This is a genomic window from Chryseobacterium sp. CFS15, assembly GCF_031118795.1.
GTDB classification, from domain to species: Bacteria; Bacteroidota; Bacteroidia; order Flavobacteriales; family Weeksellaceae; genus Chryseobacterium; species Chryseobacterium indoltheticum.
The window spans coordinates 87929-107591 of the sequence record NZ_JAVHYL010000003.1 but is presented as its reverse complement, the minus strand read 5'-3'; the positions used below and the strand labels follow the sequence as shown (position 1 = coordinate 107591).

General features: G+C 36.6%; 18 protein-coding genes. 5 read left to right on the top strand and 13 right to left on the bottom strand.

Annotation, left to right across the window (positions count from 1 at the left end; translation table 11 throughout):
* Positions 1 to 8: 8 nt before the first annotated feature.
* The 5 genes from traJ to OH814_RS05615 are packed head-to-tail and all read right to left on the bottom strand — an operon-like array spanning position 9 to position 4811.
* Entirely contained in the window at positions 9 to 1001 is a 993-nt protein-coding gene (gene traJ, locus OH814_RS05635) for a conjugative transposon protein TraJ (RefSeq protein ID WP_072960872.1), read from the bottom strand.
* Position 1002: 1 nt separating this feature from the next.
* Entirely contained in the window at positions 1003 to 1635 is a 633-nt protein-coding gene (locus OH814_RS05630) for a DUF4141 domain-containing protein (RefSeq protein ID WP_115929550.1), read from the bottom strand.
* Between the two features lie 20 nt (positions 1636 to 1655).
* The gene (locus OH814_RS05625; RefSeq protein ID WP_308827468.1) at positions 1656 to 4166 is read right to left on the bottom strand and encodes a TraG family conjugative transposon ATPase; all 2511 of its coding nucleotides are present in this window, start codon (positions 4164 to 4166) and stop codon (positions 1656 to 1658) included.
* Positions 4163 to 4495: a DUF4133 domain-containing protein gene (locus OH814_RS05620; RefSeq protein WP_308827467.1), complete on the bottom strand. Its 333-nt coding sequence runs from the start codon at positions 4493 to 4495 to the stop codon at positions 4163 to 4165. Before OH814_RS05620 ends, OH814_RS05625 begins: the two co-directional genes overlap by 4 nt.
* A gap of 10 nt (positions 4496 to 4505) precedes the next feature.
* Positions 4506 to 4811, bottom strand: coding sequence for a DUF4134 domain-containing protein (locus OH814_RS05615; protein ID WP_159478904.1), 306 nt, complete (start codon positions 4809 to 4811; stop codon positions 4506 to 4508).
* Positions 4812 to 4978: 167 nt separating this feature from the next.
* Here OH814_RS05615 and OH814_RS05610 point away from each other — a divergent pair, with 167 nt between their 5' ends.
* Positions 4979 to 5845: a DUF4238 domain-containing protein gene (locus tag OH814_RS05610; RefSeq protein WP_308827466.1), complete on the top strand. Its 867-nt coding sequence runs from the start codon at positions 4979 to 4981 to the stop codon at positions 5843 to 5845.
* A gap of 26 nt (positions 5846 to 5871) precedes the next feature.
* On the opposite strand, the gene OH814_RS05605 is transcribed toward OH814_RS05610, so the two are convergent.
* The 3 genes from OH814_RS05605 to OH814_RS05595 are packed head-to-tail and all read right to left on the bottom strand — an operon-like array spanning position 5872 to position 7683.
* Entirely contained in the window at positions 5872 to 6504 is a 633-nt protein-coding gene (locus OH814_RS05605; protein ID WP_308827465.1) for a conjugal transfer protein TraD, read from the bottom strand.
* Positions 6505 to 6506: 2 nt separating this feature from the next.
* Positions 6507 to 6905, bottom strand: coding sequence for a DUF3408 domain-containing protein (locus OH814_RS05600; RefSeq protein WP_308827464.1), 399 nt, complete (start codon positions 6903 to 6905; stop codon positions 6507 to 6509).
* A 10-nt stretch (positions 6906 to 6915) separates the two neighbouring features.
* On the bottom strand, positions 6916 to 7683 hold the full coding sequence (locus tag OH814_RS05595; protein WP_308827463.1) for a ParA family protein: 768 nt from the start codon (positions 7681 to 7683) through the stop codon (positions 6916 to 6918).
* Between the two features lie 600 nt (positions 7684 to 8283).
* Between OH814_RS05595 and mobA the strand changes: the two genes are divergently transcribed.
* Both mobA and mobB read left to right on the top strand, forming a co-directional pair.
* Positions 8284 to 8715 (top strand): conjugal transfer protein MobA, encoded by a 432-nt coding sequence (gene mobA, locus OH814_RS05590; protein WP_308827462.1) that lies wholly within the window; start codon positions 8284 to 8286, stop codon positions 8713 to 8715.
* 7 nt (positions 8716 to 8722) lie between these two features.
* On the top strand, positions 8723 to 10006 hold the full coding sequence (mobB, locus tag OH814_RS05585; RefSeq protein ID WP_308827461.1) for a conjugal transfer protein MobB: 1284 nt from the start codon (positions 8723 to 8725) through the stop codon (positions 10004 to 10006).
* 12 nt (positions 10007 to 10018) lie between these two features.
* Here the strand turns inward: mobB and OH814_RS05580 are convergent, their stop codons facing one another.
* Positions 10019 to 11026: a PDDEXK nuclease domain-containing protein gene (locus OH814_RS05580; RefSeq protein ID WP_308827460.1), complete on the bottom strand. Its 1008-nt coding sequence runs from the start codon at positions 11024 to 11026 to the stop codon at positions 10019 to 10021.
* A gap of 179 nt (positions 11027 to 11205) precedes the next feature.
* On the opposite strand from OH814_RS05580, the gene mobC reads away from it, so the two are divergent.
* Positions 11206 to 13203 (top strand): conjugal transfer protein MobC, encoded by a 1998-nt coding sequence (mobC, locus tag OH814_RS05575; RefSeq protein WP_308827459.1) that lies wholly within the window; start codon positions 11206 to 11208, stop codon positions 13201 to 13203.
* A 169-nt stretch (positions 13204 to 13372) separates the two neighbouring features.
* On the opposite strand, the gene OH814_RS05570 is transcribed toward mobC, so the two are convergent.
* From OH814_RS05570 to OH814_RS05555, 4 genes are all read right to left on the bottom strand, one after another.
* Positions 13373 to 15442 carry a DNA topoisomerase gene (locus OH814_RS05570; protein ID WP_308827458.1) on the bottom strand — a complete coding sequence of 690 codons (2070 nt, stop codon included), beginning with the start codon at positions 15440 to 15442 and terminating at the stop codon, positions 13373 to 13375.
* A gap of 23 nt (positions 15443 to 15465) precedes the next feature.
* Complete coding sequence (locus tag OH814_RS05565) at positions 15466 to 16860, bottom strand: DUF3945 domain-containing protein (protein WP_374990560.1); 1395 nt, start codon at positions 16858 to 16860, stop codon at positions 15466 to 15468.
* A gap of 95 nt (positions 16861 to 16955) precedes the next feature.
* Complete coding sequence (locus OH814_RS05560) at positions 16956 to 17570, bottom strand: alpha-ketoglutarate-dependent dioxygenase AlkB (protein WP_308827456.1); 615 nt, start codon at positions 17568 to 17570, stop codon at positions 16956 to 16958.
* A 95-nt stretch (positions 17571 to 17665) separates the two neighbouring features.
* Entirely contained in the window at positions 17666 to 18448 is a 783-nt protein-coding gene (locus tag OH814_RS05555; RefSeq protein ID WP_308827455.1) for a LexA family transcriptional regulator, read from the bottom strand.
* Positions 18449 to 18509: 61 nt separating this feature from the next.
* Between OH814_RS05555 and dinB the strand changes: the two genes are divergently transcribed.
* On the top strand, positions 18510 to 19652 hold the full coding sequence (gene dinB / locus OH814_RS05550) for a DNA polymerase IV (RefSeq protein WP_308827454.1): 1143 nt from the start codon (positions 18510 to 18512) through the stop codon (positions 19650 to 19652).
* Positions 19653 to 19663: the final 11 nt, after the last annotated feature.

Below are 19663 nucleotides of genomic sequence, written 5' to 3'. Positions count from 1 at the left end.
TTTTTTGATTATTTAAGGAGTTGTCCTGAAATATTACCTGCCGCTGCGCCAGCAGTAGCACCCGCAACATTTCCTGACTTTTGTGCCATCTGGGTAACATTACGCATAAAGTTTCCGGCTCCGCCCGCCTGAATGATCCAGCCTGTAACGGTAGGCACAGTGAAATAGCCAATGATTCCAATGATCATGTAGATAATGTAGACCGTATTGGAAGTATCTGGAATAAAGTTGGGATCTGCCAGCATTTCAATATCCCTTTCTATAATAAGGGATTGAATCTTTGCCAGGATAGCACTGAACATATCAGCCACCGGTAACCATAGGTATACACTGATGTATCTGGTCAGCCATTGGGTAAGCGTAGACTGAAAACCATCCCAAACCGATATGGCAAATGCAATAGGACCAAGGATCGAAAGCACAATGAGAAAGAAAGTTCTGATTGTATCAATCACCAATGCCGCTGCCTGAAAGAGTATTTCCAGAAACTCTCTGAAACCATCTCTGATATCTTTTTTAATGGCAAACATTTCCCGCTCTATATACATTCCAGACATCGTCACCAAATCAGAAGGTGACCATCCCAGTTCTTCCAATTTTTTGTCAAATTCTTCATCAGAAATGAGATATGCCATTTCAGGATTTCGAAGCATAGCCTCCCTTTCCAGCAGATCTTTTTTCTGCTGGAGTTCATTAAGATCTAATACCTGACCCTCCAGCATGGAGTGGCTGCCCTGAACGACCGGACTTAATACTCCGTTGATGCTGCCCAAGACAATTGTTGAAAAGAACATAATGCAGATTCCGATGGCAAATGGTCTGAGCATAGGAAACAGATCAATCGGTTCGGCACGGCTTAATGCCTGCCAGACCTTTACGGCCACATAAAATAATGCTCCCAGCCCTGCAACTCCTTTTGCAACTGCTGCCATGTCAGCACACATCGGCATCATCTCTTCATACACAGAACGAAGCACCTCATGTAAATTAGTAGGTTCCATCTTACCAGTATTTTTGGTTAACAGTACCATACAGGTTGAGAACTCTCTGCGCGTTGTTCTGCTTTTTGGCTCTCAGATAACTGACAGAGATATTCTTATTGGTGTAATATCTTACCAGATTATGATAATCTTTCACCTCTTTATATACTCTGTCAATAATTTCCATTCTTTCCTTATCATTCAATGATAGATTGGTAGAAGTGACAATCTGTTTTAGTTCTTTAAGCAGTTCAGTGCTTTCGTTCAATAGTGTTGAATAGCCGTTAGCGATAGCGGTCAACTCCTGAGCATTGAAATTGGGATCATTCAGCATCTTTCCAAAATTATTGACATACATTTCGGAAACATCACCCACCAATAAAACAGTCTGCTGAACTTTACGGGCATCTTTTACTAAATTGTTTACTGCTTTCAGTTTGTCATAATATTCCTTACCCTGCTCATACACCTTTTTAACTTCATTGAAGTTCTTAACTACATTCGAAACAGTCGATGAGGTCTGTACAATTTCATTGGCGGAGTTGAGTATTCCTGAAGCCAGATTAGCAGGATCCGTAACCACAAATTGCGCTTTTGCAAATGATGTTATAGCTAATACAATAACCATAACTGTTGTAATGATTGAATTTTTCATTGTTGTAAAATTTTAATGATTTAAGTTTCTTTTGTATTCGATTTGATTCTCTTAAGAGAAATCCTCTTGATGGCATGCTCTACATTGCCATCAAGTTCAGAAGCCAATTGCATGACTTCCATTTTCTCCGTTTCTTCTGTGGTATAGGCCAGATATTCTTCTGTGGAAACTTCCGTGGCATATACAGCAGAGTGCGTTCCTCCTAATCCGATCCAGACTTCTTTATACAGCCTTTTCGGATCATTATTCATATTGATGGAAAGAACCTGTGCTTTTTCTTTGTCTGTAAGACCCAGCATAGACTGAATATCATCAAACTTGTTCATGTATTTCCGCTGATCCAAAAGGATCTTACAGTCTGAATTGTTGATGATGCTTTCCTTAACAATAGGAGACTGAATGATGTCATCCACCTCCTGTGTAACAACAATGGCTTCTCCAAAGAATTTTCTTACAGTTTTGAAGAGATATTTGATGTATTCAGCCATTCCTTCTTTAGCAATTGCCTTCCAGGCTTCTTCAATCAGGATCAGTTTTCTGATTCCTTTCAGTCTTCGCATTTTGTTAATGAAAACTTCCATGATGATAATGGTTACAATGGGAAAAAGGATTTTATGATCCTTGATCGCATCAATTTCAAAAACGATAAATCGCTTAGAAAGAAGATCTAATTGCTTTTCTGAATTCAATAAGTAATCATATTCTCCGCCTTTATAATAAGGCTCTAAAACATTCAGAAAGTTGGCAATATCAAAGTCTTTTTCCCTGACTTTTTTTTGCTCTAATACTTTTTGATAATCATTTTTTACATACTCGTAAAAGCCATTAAATGAAGGGAACTGCTCATTATTTTTGATTCGATCAATATAGCCGCTGACTGCATTTGATAAAGCAACTTCTTCGGAGCGGGTTGGCGGTTCATCATCTCTTTTCCATAGTGTGAGAATAAGTGTTTTGATGCTTTCCCGTTTTTCTATATCAAAAACTCCATCATCAGTATAGAATGGATTGAAAGCAATCGGATTGTCTTCTGTATAAGTAAAGTAAACTCCATCTTCATCCTTTGTTTTACCTTTGATCAGTTCGCATAACCCCTGATAGGAATTTCCGGTATCAACTAACAGAACATGGGCTCCCTGCTCATAATACTGTCTCACCATATGGTTGGTGAAAAAAGACTTCCCACTCCCCGAAGGTCCCAAAATGAACTTGTTTCGATTGGTAATGATTCCCTGTTTCATCGGAAGATCTGAAATATCCAGATGGATAGGTTTTCCCGTCAATCGGTCTGCCATCTTTATCCCAAAAGGTGAAGGGGAATCCTGATAATTGGTTTCTTCAGTGAAAAAACATAAGGCAGGTTCTATAAACGTGTAGAAACTTTCTTCACTTGGAAAATCTCCTGCATTCCCGGGAATTCCTGCCCAGTACAATGTTGCAGTATCTGTTGTGTTGTGACGGGGCTTGCATTCCATCAATGCCAAAGCGCTGCCGGTATCATTTTTTAATTGTTTGAGCTCCGCAGGACTGTCAGACCAACACATCACATTGAAATGGGCGCGAATAGACTGTAATCCGAAAGAGTGCGCTTCATTGAGATACTTTTCAATCCATTCTTTATTGATCTGATTGGCTCTGCTGTATCTTGCCAGAGAATGCATATTCCTGGCAGACTTTTCAAACTTAGTAAGATTGTCTTCACTATTGTCAATAAATAAATACTGATTGTAGATGTGATTGCAGCTGAGTAGCAGTCCAACCGGAGATGCAAATGAGAGTAAGCAGTCACTTCTGTCAGTACTTAACTTTTCGTATCTGCTGTGCGAAGAAACTGTACCCGGAAGATCATCCGTATCCGAAAGAGTGTGCATGCTGATGCGGTTGTTACCTATACGCATTTCTTCTGCTCCTAAGTTGAGGTCTTGGAGAGATGGATTAATTTCTCTCGACAGAGTCAGATACTGTTCTAACAATCCAGATTGTTTTTCTGTTCCTGTAATTTCATCAGCGGTCATCTTTTCTAAGAAAATAGATCCACTGTCGTTCATAATCCTTTCAAACTGATCAACCGCTTCCATGAATCTGCTGATCACTTCTTTATCCCTGATCTCTTTTGGAATCAAAACTCCTTTACAAAATGATGAGAAATTACTCTGCGTTCTCATCCTTTCCTTTGTAGTTTTGGTAAGAAACAGATAGCAATAATGATTCAGGAAAGGTCTTTCGTTAAAGTGCCTTTCAAAAGACTTGGATAGAAAACTTTGATCGTCATTAGATAAATCGGGACGGTAATTTTCCTTGATAAACCAATCCTGTTTGTGAACGATGCTGTAATCAGGTAATGTCTTTATGGCTTTAAACCAAGCCGAATGGATAGCTTCATACTCAGCTGACGCTACCGTAAACAGTTCCGGAAGACTTACCTTGAAACAAACCGTAACATCAGCATCTTTTGAAATAATGCAGTTCTCTTCTACACCTAGCAGTGGAAATCTGCTTTCCAGCGTTGTCGCTTTGGATTGATTTCTCATGCTATAGTTTTTTTAGAGTGTACCTTGATATACCTGAAAATGGATTTTCGGCTGATAATGTACCTTGGATGCTTCTTTTTTGCTCCCAATTTCATTAATCCATGTTCTCCATACTTTCTGTTGAGAGAAAAGGTCTTCCAAATGAGAAGACCAGAAGTAGTTCCTCCAAGAAGTAAGCAGATATAGGTATTGACACCAGCCATATACATGATCATGATGAATACGAGTATTCCTAATAATCCTCCTGCAAAAATGAACAGGTACTGTGCTTTCAATCCTTTGAACTCAACCGTTCTTCCTATTCCCTTGTTGATATGATACGTAACCATAACTGATGTTTTAAAGGAAGAATGAACGGAGGATGGTAGCTGCAACAATTAAGAATATACACGCTCCAAACCAGCTGGCAGCAGTTTTACTGGTATCAGGGTCACCACTGCTGAATTTGTTGTAAACCTTGACCCCGCCAATTAAGCCCACTACCGCACCAATAGCATAAATCAGTTTCGTTGCAGGGTCAAAATAGGAAGTAACCATTTGAGTGGCTTCATTGATTCCGGCAGAACCATTTCCCTGAGCATTCGTACTCAGTCCGATTAACAGAAGCAATGCTGTTAACACGATTTTTTTTCTTTGTCTTTTCATAATGAATAGATTTTTTATGATTATGAAAACCCGTGCTTTACGGGTTCTGAGACAAAGGTGTTTGGTATGGGATTGCCACCTGGGAATTTGGTGTTTTCAGGAATTGTTTGGCTCTATAATGCTTTATAAAGAATATTTTGATTACTTTCAAAAAATAGTACTTAACCATGAAAGAACAATCAAAGAGACATCACTACATACCCAAATTCCTGAGTAAGAATTTTAGTGATGAAAACAATATGTTGTGGGTATATAACAAAGAATCCAAAAGAATTATCAGTAAGATGCAAAGTCCTAAAGCTATTTTCTTTGAAGATGGCAGGAATCTTTTTGATATAAATGGGAGTAAGGGGGATAATATCGAAAGGATGTATGAAGAAGTAGATACTTTACTGTCTAAAACTTTAACAAAAATTTTAAAAAGTCAGCAGATGAGTGGTAGGGAACTTACATGGATGATTTATTTGGCTAATTTAACAAAGTGGAGAGTTCCAAAAGTTGATGATATTGCTAAAAATCTTGTTAAAGATATTCCTATCGAACAATTGGGTTTAGCAATACGTCCAATTGATTCAAGTAAGGAAATAACACAAGAAGTTATAAATAATTTAAATAAGAAAGAGATCATTCAGGAAACAAAACGAATTCTTCTGTCAATACAGCCCATTTCAAATGAAGAAAGTTTAGATGAGATCCATAAGAATTGCTTTATCACTTTTTATGATAAGTTTCCCTCTCTGATAGGAGATTGTCCTATTATTGAAGAAGACAATACAAACTATAAAACTATGGGAAACTTTATATTTCCATTGAGTGATAGTGCTACTTTAGTTTGTAAAAAAGATGCGAAAAAAGAAATAAAAAGCGATTTCTTCTATCTCTGGAAAGATTTGAACATTTTTCATTTATCACAAAAATATGTTGCTTGTAAAAATAGTGAACAATTAGAAAAAATGGAAAAATTGTATAGAATAATGGCAGAGAAAGGTCAACTTCATTTTTTACAAAGAGCTGTTTTTGATGAAATAGTTTAGTGCTGTCATAAAGAAAATAGGGAACTTCAAATGAATTTCCCTATTTCAAAATCATTGAGATCACTTTTCCGCACATCGGAAGAACCGGATATTCGTTCATTTTCAAAAGAATTATCTAATAGTATTGCTATTTTATGGGAATCATTTTCCATAGAATTCTCAAGTAAGATATATAATTCGGTTCCATAAGTTTTCTGAATGATCGCTGCTGCTGTTTCCTTTTGAGATGCGGTAAAACTATTTTGTTTTACAAACATCTCCACAGTGCTTAGTTCTTCAAAGGTAACCCCTTGGGCACAACTGTTATCCTCACCAATTATTCTATATTTTTTCCATTCTTCTTCCTCTTCAATAAAATCAGGTTCACTATTAAAGGCATATTCCGGCTCTTCCTGCGGATTTAATAGACTGATATTTTCACTGATATCATATTCTATGTCTAAATTAGAGGGATCAAAACCAAGTTCAATTTCTTGTCTTTCAGAGGAAGTCATTGTCATAGAATGGAGTGAGGTTTTTGCTTCACCCATAATATTGGGTTGCTTTTTATTATTTGCCTGTCTTTCAGTTTTATGAGAATGGTATTGTTTTCGGATAATTTTGTCATGGAGTAATAGCAGAATTATGGTCAGGAGACAAATAATGATGAGAGTTTCCATAGTTATAAAATGGGTTTAAAGTGATTGTTAAAGTAATCAGTAATTTCGTTTCCGTATTCCAAAAAATGCTGTTCTAGAATATTGTCGATATAGGAATAGAGGGTTGTCCTTTCTTCTCTGGTGAGCTGTACAATTCGCAATAATCTTTCATGGTACTCTGGACGTATGTAGACCACTTTACCATTACGTCCTGAAGGAAAGCGATTCGTTAAAAAGATCTCTTCATAGTTCAGTTTTTTAGAAGAATTGGTTTTGGTTTTTTCTTTAGATTTTTGAACGGCTTGTTTGGTTACATGATTTTGTTCATCAAGAGCGGTTTGTTCACCACTGATGACCTGCATTAAATATTCTTCATCAACGGTAGTCTTTTCTAAATCTTTGTTGTCATTGTTTGTAGCCATCTTTCGGGTTTTATAAGTTTGTGATTCTTAGAAATTCTTCAACAAACAGATCCATTCTTGTCGCTTTTAAAAGCGGATAGTCTGCTGGTAAAAGTGTTGATCTGAAAATACTGTTTCCAATATGGTCGGATTCCTTGCGAAATCGTTTACTATCCATGATTCGCGTTTCGATTATATTCATCTGAAGAGTCGCAATTGCTTTTTCGTAGATTTCATATAACCCTGTCTTTTCCCGTCCATCAATCTGATTCCAGAATAACCACAACTCCTGTTGTGGAAGATCATGCTCACCGGAAGGAAGAGCCATAAAAGCTTTGGTAAATCCTAACGTACTTTCTACGACCAAACGGTCAGCAGTCATTGGGGCAAAAATAAAATTCATGGATTTCAAGGTTGTCAGAACCCCTTTGGTATTGGCGGTACCAGGCAGATCGTAAAAAATAATATCTGGAACTACAGTAGTTTGTTTAATATATCGGGTAGATTCTTCTATTGCATTTTCTGCCTTACAGCGTATAATCGGATATGCTTTCTTATTGATCAGTTGGAATTGTTTCATAGCAGCTTTCTTATGGTAGTCGTTGAGCATAATTGCTTTTTTATCACGTTCTCTCATATTGCTTAGACTGTATTGTGGAAAATCACAATCCATGACTAAAACATTATATCCCAAGCGATAATGTAATACGCTGGCAAGTAATATGGTAATCGTCGATTTTCCCACACCTCCTTTTTGAGTGGAGAAACTTACTTTTAAAGTTTTTTTTGTTGCTTTCATGATGCATATGTTTATTGTTGTTTTGTAATTTTTCTTGGTAAGAATCTGTATAGGTTGATTTATATGTAGGCGTACTCCTGTATTATCTTAAAAATCTAAAGATGTATACATTTACATCAATTTTACTGCTCATCTTTACAATTGTTTTGTCGAGAATATGCCTCGCTTTGAATATTTGTAACTGCTTTTCTGCTTTTATAGTTTTAAAACTTTACATTTTTATGATTTAGCCGTTTCATCCTCAACTTTATATTTTGCTGTAAAGGAAAGAGTCTTCAAAACCAGTGCGGATTTTCAGGTAATTAATAGTGTTATTTGGCATCAATTGGAAGGGAGTAATATTGTATATATCTGCTAGCTTCTATTTACCTTGTTGTATTGATTTTTAGTAAGAGTTTGTTGTTTAGTACAACATCTGAAAGATGTGGATCGGTTGTTACAAAAGTTTTTGTAGTGCAGTAAATATAGTGTTCACCTGAACACGGCAAGTTGTGTTTTGAGTGCCTCATAACTGTTTTTTGTGCCTCAAAACAACTTGCCCTGCCGGGAGCTTTGAAACACTCTCCGAAGTCGAGGTTTATAAACTTTAAATGGATATCTATGAATGATCAGAAAAATAATAAGAGAGGTAAAGGAGGGCGAAAGCCAAAGATAAACCCTTGTAATCACCGGTATGTTTTTAGGCTGGATGATGAAGACAATAGCAAATTTCTGTCTTTGTTTGAAGCCTCTGGAATAGACAATAAAGCTAAATTTATAACGTCCGTATTATTTTCTAAAGAAATAAAAACTGTAAAAATTGATAAGGGGAGCGTTGATTTTTACATGAGACTGACTTCCTTTTATTCGCAGTTTAGAGCAGTGGGTGTGAATTACAATCAGGTGGTTAAGTTATTATATACTCATTTTACCGAAAAAAAAGCCGCAGCATTTTTGTATCAGCTGGAGAAACACACTGTTGAACTTTCGGTTTTATGTCGGAAAATTATCGAATTGGCTAATGAATTTACTAACAAAAATATAGAAAAATGATGGCTCAATGATTGCAAAAATTGGCAGAAGCAGTAATTTATATGGTGCCTTAGCCTATAATCATCATAAGGTTGAAAAGGGATTAGGACAAATTTTGTTGATGAATAAAATGGTAGAATCTCCAGATGGGACGTATACAATACCCCAATTATTGAAATCTTTCGATCCTTATCTGGCTGCCAATGTAAAGACGGAAAAGCATACCTTACATATATCGCTTAATCCCGATCCGAATGACAAGGTCAGCGATAAGGATTTTATGAAGATGGCAGAAGAGTATATGAATGAAATGGGGTACGGAGAACAGCCCTACATGGTGTTTAAACATCATGATATCGACCGTACTCATATTCATATTGTCTCAGTATGTGTTGATGAAAATGGCAGGAAAATATCAGATCAATTTGAGAAAAGGCGGTCAATGAATATATGCAGACAACTCGAAAATACCTATAATTTATGGTCAGTTACAGAAGGGCAGAAGGTGAAAAATAACATGGTTTTCAAACCGATTGATTATCAGACCGGAAATGTTAAACATCAAATTGCTTCTGTGATCCGGAATATTGCGGATGTATATTCCTTTAAAACACTTGGAGAGTACAATGCTCTGCTTTCATTGTTCAATATAGCAGTTGAAAAAATTGAAGGTGAATTGCATGGAAAGCCGCAGCGAGGTTTGGTATATTTTGCATTGGATAAAAACAAAAATAAAATTGGAAATCCATTAAAAGCTTCACGGATTGGAAAAGCGGCACAGTTGTCTGCAATGGAATCTCACTTTTTAAAAAGTAAAGAATCTACTCTTCAATCGAATAAAACAGAAATAAAGGGCTGGATTGATAATGCCCTCAAAGTGAGTATTCATGAAAAAAGTTTTGTTGAGAAATTAAGATCTGTAGGCATTAATACGGTAATCCGAAGAAATGAAACCGGACGTATTTATGGAATGACATTTATCGATCACAACTCCAAAACAGTATGGAATGGTTCAAATTTGGGAAAAGAATATTCCGCTGCTGTTTTTAATGATTTATGGAAGGATCAGGAGTATTTAAAAAGACCCTCTAATGAAAAGAAGGCAGAAACGGAATCACTCCCAGTAAATCAGATTTTACCTCGTCAGCTACATCCTCTATTTGAGTTTTTAAATGATAATAATGATTATATATATGATATTGGATTAATGGATTCATTTCCCGGACTGTTACCAACAGTGCAGGGAGAGGACTATGAAGAACAGGTTTTTTCACAGCAAATGCGGAAGCGGAAAAAAAGAAGAAAAAGATAGTCTGATGATTTCTTAACCTTCTTTTTGCATAATAGCTTGTATTTTTTGCTGCAATTCCTTTTTGTCAGGTAAATACAATTGGTATTTGGAAACAAATATTTTATTAGATATACCACCCGTTGCATATTCGACCAATACTTCATCTTTTTCGGCGGAAAGGATAATTCCTATGGGCTCGTTATCATCCACTACATTTTCTTCAGATTTAAAGTAATTCAGGTATAAATTCATTTGCCCTATATCATTGTGCTCGACCTGTTTTATTTTTAAATCAATCAACACAAAACACTTTAGGATACGATGATAGAATACGAGATCAATATAAAAATGACGGTTACGAAGTGATATTTTATACTGTCTTCCTACAAATGTAAAACCTTTCCCCAGTTCTAAAAGAAACATCTGCAGGTTGTCAATAATCTTCTGTTCCAATGCTTTTTCGGTCACACGATGACTTTGAGGTAATTTAAGAAAGTCCAGTACATAAGGATCTTTTATAGCCTCTGTGGAATCGGTTATGATGTGACCTTTTTCAGCCAGTTGCAACACTCCCTTTTTATCTTTGCTCAATGCCAGCCTTTCAAAAAGGGAAGAGTTGATCTGCCTTTCCAGTTCGCGATAACCCCAATTTTCCAGTACTGCCTGTTTTTCATAAAACTTTCTTGCCGTATCATCGGAAATTCCCAACAAAGTAACCAGATGAGTCCAGCTTAATTTGGCAGGCACTGCCTGCCATTTTTGATAGGTCAAATAAAATCTGCGCATATCCAAAATATTACGCCTGCCAAATCCTTTTCCATAACGCAGCCTCAGATCTTTTGAAAGCGTTGCCAGTAAATTACTTCCGTATTCCGCACGTTCTTCACCATGTTGCTCGTATTCCACGATATGCCTGCCAATTTCCCAGTTGGCTTTCACCAGTTCAGTGTTAACTGCCTTAACCGCATTTTGTCTTGCAATCTCAATAGCGGATCCGATACTGTCCAGTAATTCAGTGTATGTTGATTGTACAGGTTTCATTGATATTTTGTTATAGGACAAATGTAAAAAAATCCTTGGTCAACAACTGCTATGATTCATGAGAAAGTAAGCTTCAGTACGGTGCCAAACGCTTCCTTATAACGCCTGACACTGCCAGTGTAGAAAGCACACTTCTCTCACTAGGTAAATTCATCATCCTAACTCTAAAAATAAATGATATGCAGGGTGAAGATGATCTACGGGGCTTAGCTAAAATTATGGCTTTTATGCGTGCCGTCAGTATTTTAATAGTACTGATGCATTATTACTGGTATTGTTATTCCTTTTTTCATGAAAAAGGATGGACATTGGAAGTCATTAACAGAATACTGCAGAATTTCCAAAAAACGGCAGGCTTGTTTTCTCATAGTCTCTATACAAAAGTTTTTACCATGGTATTACTCTCTTTAAGCTGTCTGGGAACAAAAGGAGTAAAAGACGAGAAGATAACCTGGTCTCAGATTATCAGTTTTATGGCAGTCGGAACGTTACTGTTTTTCTTCAATACTATTTTGCTGAGATGGGGTGGAGTAGGTATTCTTTTATATATGCTTTCAATGTTAGTAGGATATATCCTCCTAATGGTGTCAGGGGTATGGATGAGCCGCTTGTTAAAACATAACCTGATGGATGATGTATTCAATAATGAGAATGAAAGTTTTATGCAGGAAACCCAATTGATGGAAAATGAATATTCTGTCAATCTTCCCACTAAATTCTATTACAGAGGGAAATGGAATCAGGGTTGGATTAATATTGTCAATCCATTCAGAGCAACCATTGTATTGGGAACTCCAGGATCAGGAAAGTCATATGCTATCGTCAATAATTATATCAAACAGCAGATCGAAAAGGGGTTTTCCATGTATATCTATGATTTTAAGTTTGATGATCTTTCAACAATTGCTTATAATCATGTATTGAAACACCAGGATAAATACAAAGTAAAACCGAAGTTTTATGTTATTAATTTTGATGATCCCCGAAGAAGCCATCGGTGTAATCCTTTAAATCCTGATTTTATGACGGATATTTCAGATGCCTATGAAGCAGCCTATACCATCATGCTCAATTTAAACAGAACCTGGATTCAAAAGCAAGGAGACTTCTTCGTGGAATCTCCCATTATTCTTTTAGCTGCTATTATCTGGTTTCTGAAAATATATGAAAAGGGTAAATACTGCACTTTTCCTCATGCCATTGAACTACTCAATAAAAAATACTCTGATGTTTTCACTATCCTAACTTCTTATACTGATCTTGAGAATTATCTTTCCCCTTTCATGGACGCGTGGCAAGGCGGCGCACAAGACCAGCTTCAGGGACAGATCGCCTCTGCTAAGATTCCTTTATCACGAATGATATCTCCTCAGCTATACTGGGTCATGACCGGAGATGATTTTTCATTGGATATTAACAATCCGAAAGAACCGAAAATATTATGTGTAGGGAATAACCCGGATCGGCAGAATATCTATTCGGCAGCATTGGGGTTGTACAATTCCAGAATCGTAAAACTCATCAATAAAAAAGGACAACTAAAGAGTTCAGTGATTATTGATGAATTGCCTACGATTTATTTTCGGGGATTGGATAATCTGATTGCAACCGCAAGAAGTAATAAGGTAGCTGTCTGTCTGGGGTTTCAGGATTTCTCCCAGTTGACAAGAGATTATGGGGATAAAGAAAGTAAAGTGATTCAGAATACAGTGGGGAATATATTCAGTGGTCAGGTTGTGGGAGATACTGCTAAAAATCTTTCGGAACGATTTGGAAAAGTCCTGCAGAAAAGACAAAGTATGACCATCAACAGAAACGATACATCCACTTCTATATCTACGCAACTGGATAGTTTGATACCGGCTTCTAAAATTTCAACTTTAAGTCAGGGAATGTTTGTAGGGGCTGTATCTGATAATTTTGATGAAAGGATTGAACAGAAAATGTTTCATGCAGAAATAGTAGTGGATCATGAGAAAGTAGTTGAAGAGACTAAATCTTATCAGCGGATACCAGAGATTTTATCATTTGTAGATGAAAAAGGAAAAGACCGATTCACATCAATTATTGAAGAGAATTACAGAAATGTTAAGCAGGATGTTATGAGGATCATTGAAAATGAAATTGAGCGTATAAAAACTCACCCTGAGCTACAGCATTTAATACCAAAAGAATAAAGTAAAAATCCCCGGAGACCGGGGATAAAAACTAATAACCATGAAAACTCAAATTAAACATGAGAATCGGGTGCAAATTTACTGTAAATAAGTTTTTTTTCCGATTCACATCATCTATGAGTTGTATTATAAATAAAGTTTGCTTCGTTTAAAGGGGAGAATTAACCTATCAATTTCTTTCAAATTCAAATGAACTTTCAATTTTGTCATTTAGGATGATATGAGCATTAAAAGTTTTTCCTGACTTACTTTTCATTCCCTTTATTAATGAAGTTCTACCGGTGTTAACAAGGCTTTTTATATCATTCAATGAGATTTGTATACCGCAAATATTTCTAAACTGCAACCAACTGCAATGAATATCAGAACATTTCACAATATGATCATGAATAATCAAATATTGCGTTTTACATTTTGGACATATAATATTGGGAAGATGAGGTTGTTCAATGTTGATCTGTAGTAATTCCTCAGTAACAGATTTTGTGTAGCTTTCGATTTGTTTTTGAAATTCAGCAGCCTTGGATTCATTATTTTCTATACGCTGCATTTCTAATTCCCATTCTGCTGTTAAAGAAACATCGGCTATTTTCTTATCTTTTATCAGGCTATGAACATGTAGACCTTTATCAGTTGGGATGATTGATTTTTTATCTCTTGTGATGTAACCCCGATGAATTAACGTCTCAATAATAGATGCCCTTGTTGCAGGTGTGCCAATACCTATATTTTTTAATATTTTCCGCTGTTCTGTTTTTTCAATATCTTTTCCTGCATTTTCCATTGCAGACAATAAGGTTCCTTCAGTATAAAGGCTTGGAGCCTGGGTTTTCTTTTCGATGATCGTAATCCCTTTAATTTTGAGTTCTGCACCTTCCCTGATTTCAGGTAACTCTTCTATCGGGTCAAAATCATCTGAAAAAATACCGGTAATATTACACCAACCTTTTTGTAAGATTTTACATCCCTGAGCTACAAAATCGAAATGAAGCACCTGTAAACCAACATCTGTAATTTCTTTGATACAAGGCTGTGAAACAGCCTCCAGTAATCGAAAAGCGATCAGTTCGTAAATAGCATTCTCTTTTGCCGTAAGTGCTGAGGGAATTTTCTCAGTAGTGAGCAGTCCATGATGATCAGTAACTTTCATATCATTCGCAATTCTTCTGCTGAAATTTCCCCAAGGAAGTGAACCTGCTGCATTTTTATATGGCTCCTTTTCCTGAAGGATTCTGATGAGATCAGGTATTTCCGGCCATAGATCTTCCGGGATGTATTGACTTCCCGTGCGAGGATAAGTAATAAATTTATTCTCATAGAGACTCTGAGCAATATTCAGCGTTTCCTCTGCACTGAAATTTAATCTCTTGTTTGCTTCTTTTTGCAGACCTGTCAAATCAAACAGGAGAGGAGATTGCTCTTTTACTGTTTTTACATCAATAGAGGTAATCGTTGCTGTTGTCGGGTTTCTTTCCAAAGATTTTACAATATCTTCAGCTTGTTTTCTTTCTGTGAATTTTAGTTTTCCAAGACTCTTAAATTCTATATAATCTTTTTGATGCCGCAACTCAATCTGCCAGTATTTCTGACTGATGAAGTTTTTGTGTTCATGATAACGTTTGCAGATTATATCTAATGTCGGAGTCTGAACCCTGCCTAAGGAATATAATCCGCTACCTGCAGCTATAGTCAATGCCTGAGTGGTATTAATCCCTAATAACCAGTCAGCTCTGCTTCTGCATTGACCCGCATGAAATAAGCCATCATACTGACCTCCGGGCTTTAAATTTTGAAAACCACTTTTAATGGCTTTTTCTGTTAAGGAACTGATCCATATTCTTTCAAACGGTTTTTTGCAATTCAGATATTCATAGATATACCTAAAGATAAGTTCTCCTTCTCTTCCTGCATCTGTAGCGACAATAATACGGTCACATGCAGCGAATAACTTTTCAATGATTTTCAATTGTTTGGATGCTCCTGGGTCCACGATAAACTGCTTGCCCTTTTTTACTTTTCTGATGGTTAATTTGAATGGTTCGGGTAAAATAGGTAAAGCCTGTTTATTAAAGCTTGAAATACCATAATCTTCAGGCATCGCCAATGCCAGTAAATGACCAAAAGACCAGGTAACGGCATAGCCATTACCTGTTATATATCCATTTTTCTTTTCAGTTGCTCCCAAGACCATTGCTATTTCTCTGGCAACACTGGGCTTTTCTGCTAATATTACTTTCATATCGATCGTTATTAAAGCTTACATCAGACGCCACGTTTTCTTGTACGAGACTGAGGTTTATCTTGTTTTGCCTGCTGATTTTTATCTTTAGGGGTTTGTTGTCCTTTTTGTAACGGTTCTTTTAAGTTCTTAGTCGCTTCATTGGTTTTACCTTCTGAATTAACTGCAGTTTGTGTTTTGTGTCCTTCCGTAGGTTTTGCCTGTTCTCCCGCTTTATTTGGATTTTGAAATGAAAAATCCACTTTTCCTGTCTCTTGATTTAGGGTAATATATCCCTGATAAGGCTGGCCTTTTTTATCCAGAAGTCCATCCAGATAGATGGTTTGTCCACCTTTAAATTTCTCATACTGTTCATCACTTAAGTCTTTGCCTCTGAATGTTCTTGAAGTTTCCGAATGAGATTGTTGCTGACGCTCTTTATGATCGAACAGAAATTCCACATATTTTTTATCCGCATTAAACTGAACATGTGCATTAAAGGGCTCTCCTTTGGTAGAAATCATACCTTCCAGATATAATGCCTTACCTTCTATCAAAGTTTGCTTTTGCTCTTCATTTAATTTGATACCTTTAATCTCTTCGGGAATTTTAATATTTTCAACTTTATAAGCAACCAGTTCATTTGTGAGACGGTCTCTGCTGATAACGGAAGGAATAATTTCATCAGTCTTTGGATTAATAAGTTCCACAACACGTCCCATATTCCCGTTTTCCTTTAAATTTTTTTTGTCTTCTGCAGTAAATTCATGACCTAAGAACTTAAAATTAAAATTGGGTTCTTTTCTGATTCCATGAATATTGATGACTACATCTCCGGCATCGTTGGTATTCAATGAAAGCCTGGCATCCATTCTGGTAAGGGCTGTTCCAAGATTGATGGTAACAGGAACAAGTCCGTTGGTTTTAAATCCTTTTAACATAGGATCTAAAGCATTTGCTTTTTCTAATTTTTCTTGAGTTAAGCCGAATTTTGACATCATATTCCAGTCGATTTGATCAGCCGAATACTGATATTCTTTTTCTGATAAAGGGTTTGTACTCATCGTATTGGTATTTGGGGTTAATATTTTGTAAGTGTTTAGAAATTCTTCACCCTCAGTACTGGGGTGGGTAAGGTGATGCTGGATCTGTTTTCCTATATTTTCTGATTCTTTAAGTGGCGATTTAAAAAAGTTGAATAAAGTCGGATTTTTAAGTTGACTCAAAAAATTGGAGAAAAAGTTGGAGAATAAATCACCCTGTTTATCAATCTTTAGAAATTGATTCTGATTCTTCTTGGTGTTGGGTACTGTTTTCAGATCTCCTTTATCGTCTATTGTTTTCACAGCTTCAATCTTATTGGTTTTGGGATTGAAAACCAATAGAATATTGATTAAAGAAGGATCCGGATGTTGAGTGTTTTGAATGTCTTCCATGATGCTAAATATTTAATTTAACATCGAAGTTAGCGGACTAAGCTCGTTAAGAAAATAGGTTGGAATGAAGTGGAAGCCTTTGGCTGTAAAAGGTTGTATCAGATATTGTTAATTAATCTGAAAGTAAGATTGATGCGCTCTTTCATAGGAATGACTGATTTAGCAATTCGATGCTCCCAGTTTTCCTGAAGATCACCTTTCATAATAAGCAGCGAACCATGAGGAAGCGGCAGACTGTATTTACTCTGATGGTGGTCTTTCTTTCTGAAATCGAAATTTCGGGTTTGTCCCAAGCTGATTGAAGCAATGACTGGTCGCTTCCCATATCTGCTTTCTTTGTCCCTATGCCATGCAACAGAATCATTGTTATCTCTGTAAAGGTTCAATAATACACCATTAAATCTGTATCCGAACTCATTTTCAATTCTTTCTTTTAACGAAAGTAGTTCAGGAGCCCATGGATTGGTTTTTGATGAGTTATTATCTGCTGTTTGATAAGATTTATTGTCATCACCGTACCAAGCCGTCAGTCTTGGAGTCAAAACTGTTTTATCATACATTTTTTGAGTACGCTGTTCCCAGGGAGTATTCTCTAATAGTACTGCTTTAAGTGTATCAGCCTCTTCCGCACTTAAAAAATGCTCTCTGTATTCCAAAAGATCTTTTGGAAATTCATAAAATTCTTCTGCATCAAATAAACTGAGCTGGCTCATTGTCAATTTTTAATAAAATTTTTATTTTTACAAGATCCCGATTCATCGGGGTTTTTTTTCATCATTTGTGTTTTTGCTTCCCTTCGGGGAAGTTTTTATTTTGTTTTCATATTAAGAAGCCTGTTTTCTAGATTACTGATACTCCGCTTAGCATCATCGACCAGATTTTTCAGACTCTCCTCATCAGGCAGATAATGCGGTTTGTAATCCTGGGGTAAAATTCCTCTGACATACCGCCATATTTCTACAACATCTTTAAGAAGAATATCATATGGCTCATAAAACATATTATCCGCAGCAACAGTAATTGTTCTGGAAGTTCGTTTAACAAAAGTTTTATAGGTGATTCCCTCAGTTGTAACAAAAATATATTCTTTTTTAGCTTTGAGATCTTCAGGTCTTTCCACATATTCCCCAATAATAATTGACTGATCTGCAAAAGGAGGCATAGAATCTCCATCCGCAAGAAAAGCTCTGAACTTGCCATTTTTCAGAAATGGAAGCTGCATCTTCTGAAGGCTTTCCATATATTCAGGGTCGCTGTATCCGTTCAAATAACCCATAGAAGCTTTTTGAGGAACAATTTCAATAAAATTATTACCATTTGAATCTACTACAACAGGAAGAATGATTTTATTACCCGGAAGCTTAACAATATCATCTAAAGGATATTTACGAATATCAATACTGACCAGTAAATCAATACTGACTTTATGATACTTTGAAATCCTTAATAAGATTTCAATCGGTGGTTCAGAGCGACCATCTTCGTACTTCGCATACCGTTCACGGGTAATGGTAAGGTCAGCTGAAATCTTTGCCTGAGAGATTTTTTTCTGATCTCTCAGAAACCTGATGTTTTCTGAAAAAAATGACATTGGTATAATTTATACCAGCAAATATATAAATTTTGAGACAAATAGTATCTAATTTTGTTGCATGAATCGTTCGATAGTACATATGGATTTGGATACTTTTTTCGTCTCTTGCGAGCGGAAAAAGAATTCAGAATTGGTTGGAAGACCGATCATCATTGGAGGTGGTGACCGTGGAGTGGTGGCATCCTGCTCATATGAAACACGATTCTTTGGCGTACGATCAGCTATGCCTATCAAGATGGCTTTACGCTTATGCCCTGAAGCAATGGTTATCAAAGGTGATATGGATATGTATCTTACGATGTCCCAATTAGTCACCGAAGTAATCAGAGATAAAGTTCCGGTAATGGAAAAAGCAAGTATTGATGAGTTCTATCTTGATCTCTCAGGAATGGATAAGTTTTTTGGCTGCTATAAATGGACTCAGGAAGTGGCACAGGCAGTTACAGACAACACAGGACTTCCCATCAGTTTTGCACTCTCTACCAATAAAACTGTGGCTAAAATAGGAACCGGGGAATCTAAACCTGTCGGAAAACTGGAGGTTAAAGAAAAAGATGTTCAGCCTTTTCTGAATCCTTTATCTATTAAGAAGATTCCAATGGTAGGCAATGAGACATTTCAGTTACTGTCAAGATTAGGAGTCCGTACCATTGAAACGCTTTCCCAGACCCCGCCTGATGTATTGCAGCAACTGATTGGCAAAAACGGAACAGTGCTCTGGAAAAAAGCCAATGGGATTGATGAAACGCCCGTCATGCAATATTCTGAAAGAAAGTCCATTTCTACGGAAGATACCTTTTCACAGGATACCATTGATGTGTTTGCTGTGAGAAGCATTCTTTCAGGAATGGTGGAAAAACTATGCTATCAGTTGAGAGAAGAGAAATGGCTTACTTCCACAGTGGTAGTAAAAATCCGATATTCCAACTTTGATACGGAAACAAAGCAATGCAGAATCCCGCATACTTCAGCTGATCACACCTTACTCAAATATGTACTTGAACTGTTCAATAAACTCTATACCAGAAGAATCAGGATCAGAATGGTGGGTGTAAAATTTACCAACCTGGTTCATGGATGCCACCAGATGAATCTTTTTGAAGATACTGAGGAACAGATCTCACTCTATCAGGCAATGGACAAAATTAAAAACAGGTTTGGTACGACCAGTGTATGCAGGGCTTCAGGTTTAATACGTTAAAAATTTTAGGT

Excerpts from the sequence above, each read along its gene's own strand:
- OH814_RS05580 (WP_308827460.1), bottom strand. The coding sequence starts at position 11,026 with ATGAAACCTGTACAATCAACATACACTGAATTACTGGACAGTATCGGA.
- mobB (WP_308827461.1), top strand. The coding sequence starts at position 8,723 with ATGATTGCAAAAATTGGCAGAAGCAGTAATTTATATGGTGCCTTAGCC.
- OH814_RS05570 (WP_308827458.1), bottom strand. The coding sequence starts at position 15,442 with ATGAAAGTAATATTAGCAGAAAAGCCCAGTGTTGCCAGAGAAATAGCA.
- OH814_RS05605 (WP_308827465.1), bottom strand. The coding sequence starts at position 6,504 with ATGGAAACTCTCATCATTATTTGTCTCCTGACCATAATTCTGCTATTA.
- OH814_RS05620 (WP_308827467.1), bottom strand. The coding sequence starts at position 4,495 with ATGGTTACGTATCATATCAACAAGGGAATAGGAAGAACGGTTGAGTTC.
- OH814_RS05555 (WP_308827455.1), bottom strand. The coding sequence starts at position 18,448 with ATGTCATTTTTTTCAGAAAACATCAGGTTTCTGAGAGATCAGAAAAAA.
- OH814_RS05615 (WP_159478904.1), bottom strand. The coding sequence starts at position 4,811 with ATGAAAAGACAAAGAAAAAAAATCGTGTTAACAGCATTGCTTCTGTTA.
- OH814_RS05560 (WP_308827456.1), bottom strand. The coding sequence starts at position 17,570 with ATGAGCCAGCTCAGTTTATTTGATGCAGAAGAATTTTATGAATTTCCA.
- mobA (WP_308827462.1), top strand. The coding sequence starts at position 8,284 with ATGAATGATCAGAAAAATAATAAGAGAGGTAAAGGAGGGCGAAAGCCA.
- traJ (WP_072960872.1), bottom strand. The coding sequence starts at position 1,001 with ATGGAACCTACTAATTTACATGAGGTGCTTCGTTCTGTGTATGAAGAG.
- OH814_RS05610 (WP_308827466.1), top strand. The coding sequence starts at position 4,979 with ATGAAAGAACAATCAAAGAGACATCACTACATACCCAAATTCCTGAGT.
- mobC (WP_308827459.1), top strand. The coding sequence starts at position 11,206 with ATGCAGGGTGAAGATGATCTACGGGGCTTAGCTAAAATTATGGCTTTT.
- OH814_RS05600 (WP_308827464.1), bottom strand. The coding sequence starts at position 6,905 with ATGGCTACAAACAATGACAACAAAGATTTAGAAAAGACTACCGTTGAT.
- OH814_RS05595 (WP_308827463.1), bottom strand. The coding sequence starts at position 7,683 with ATGAAAGCAACAAAAAAAACTTTAAAAGTAAGTTTCTCCACTCAAAAA.
- dinB (WP_308827454.1), top strand. The coding sequence starts at position 18,510 with ATGAATCGTTCGATAGTACATATGGATTTGGATACTTTTTTCGTCTCT.
- OH814_RS05630 (WP_115929550.1), bottom strand. The coding sequence starts at position 1,635 with ATGAAAAATTCAATCATTACAACAGTTATGGTTATTGTATTAGCTATA.
- OH814_RS05625 (WP_308827468.1), bottom strand. The coding sequence starts at position 4,166 with ATGAGAAATCAATCCAAAGCGACAACGCTGGAAAGCAGATTTCCACTG.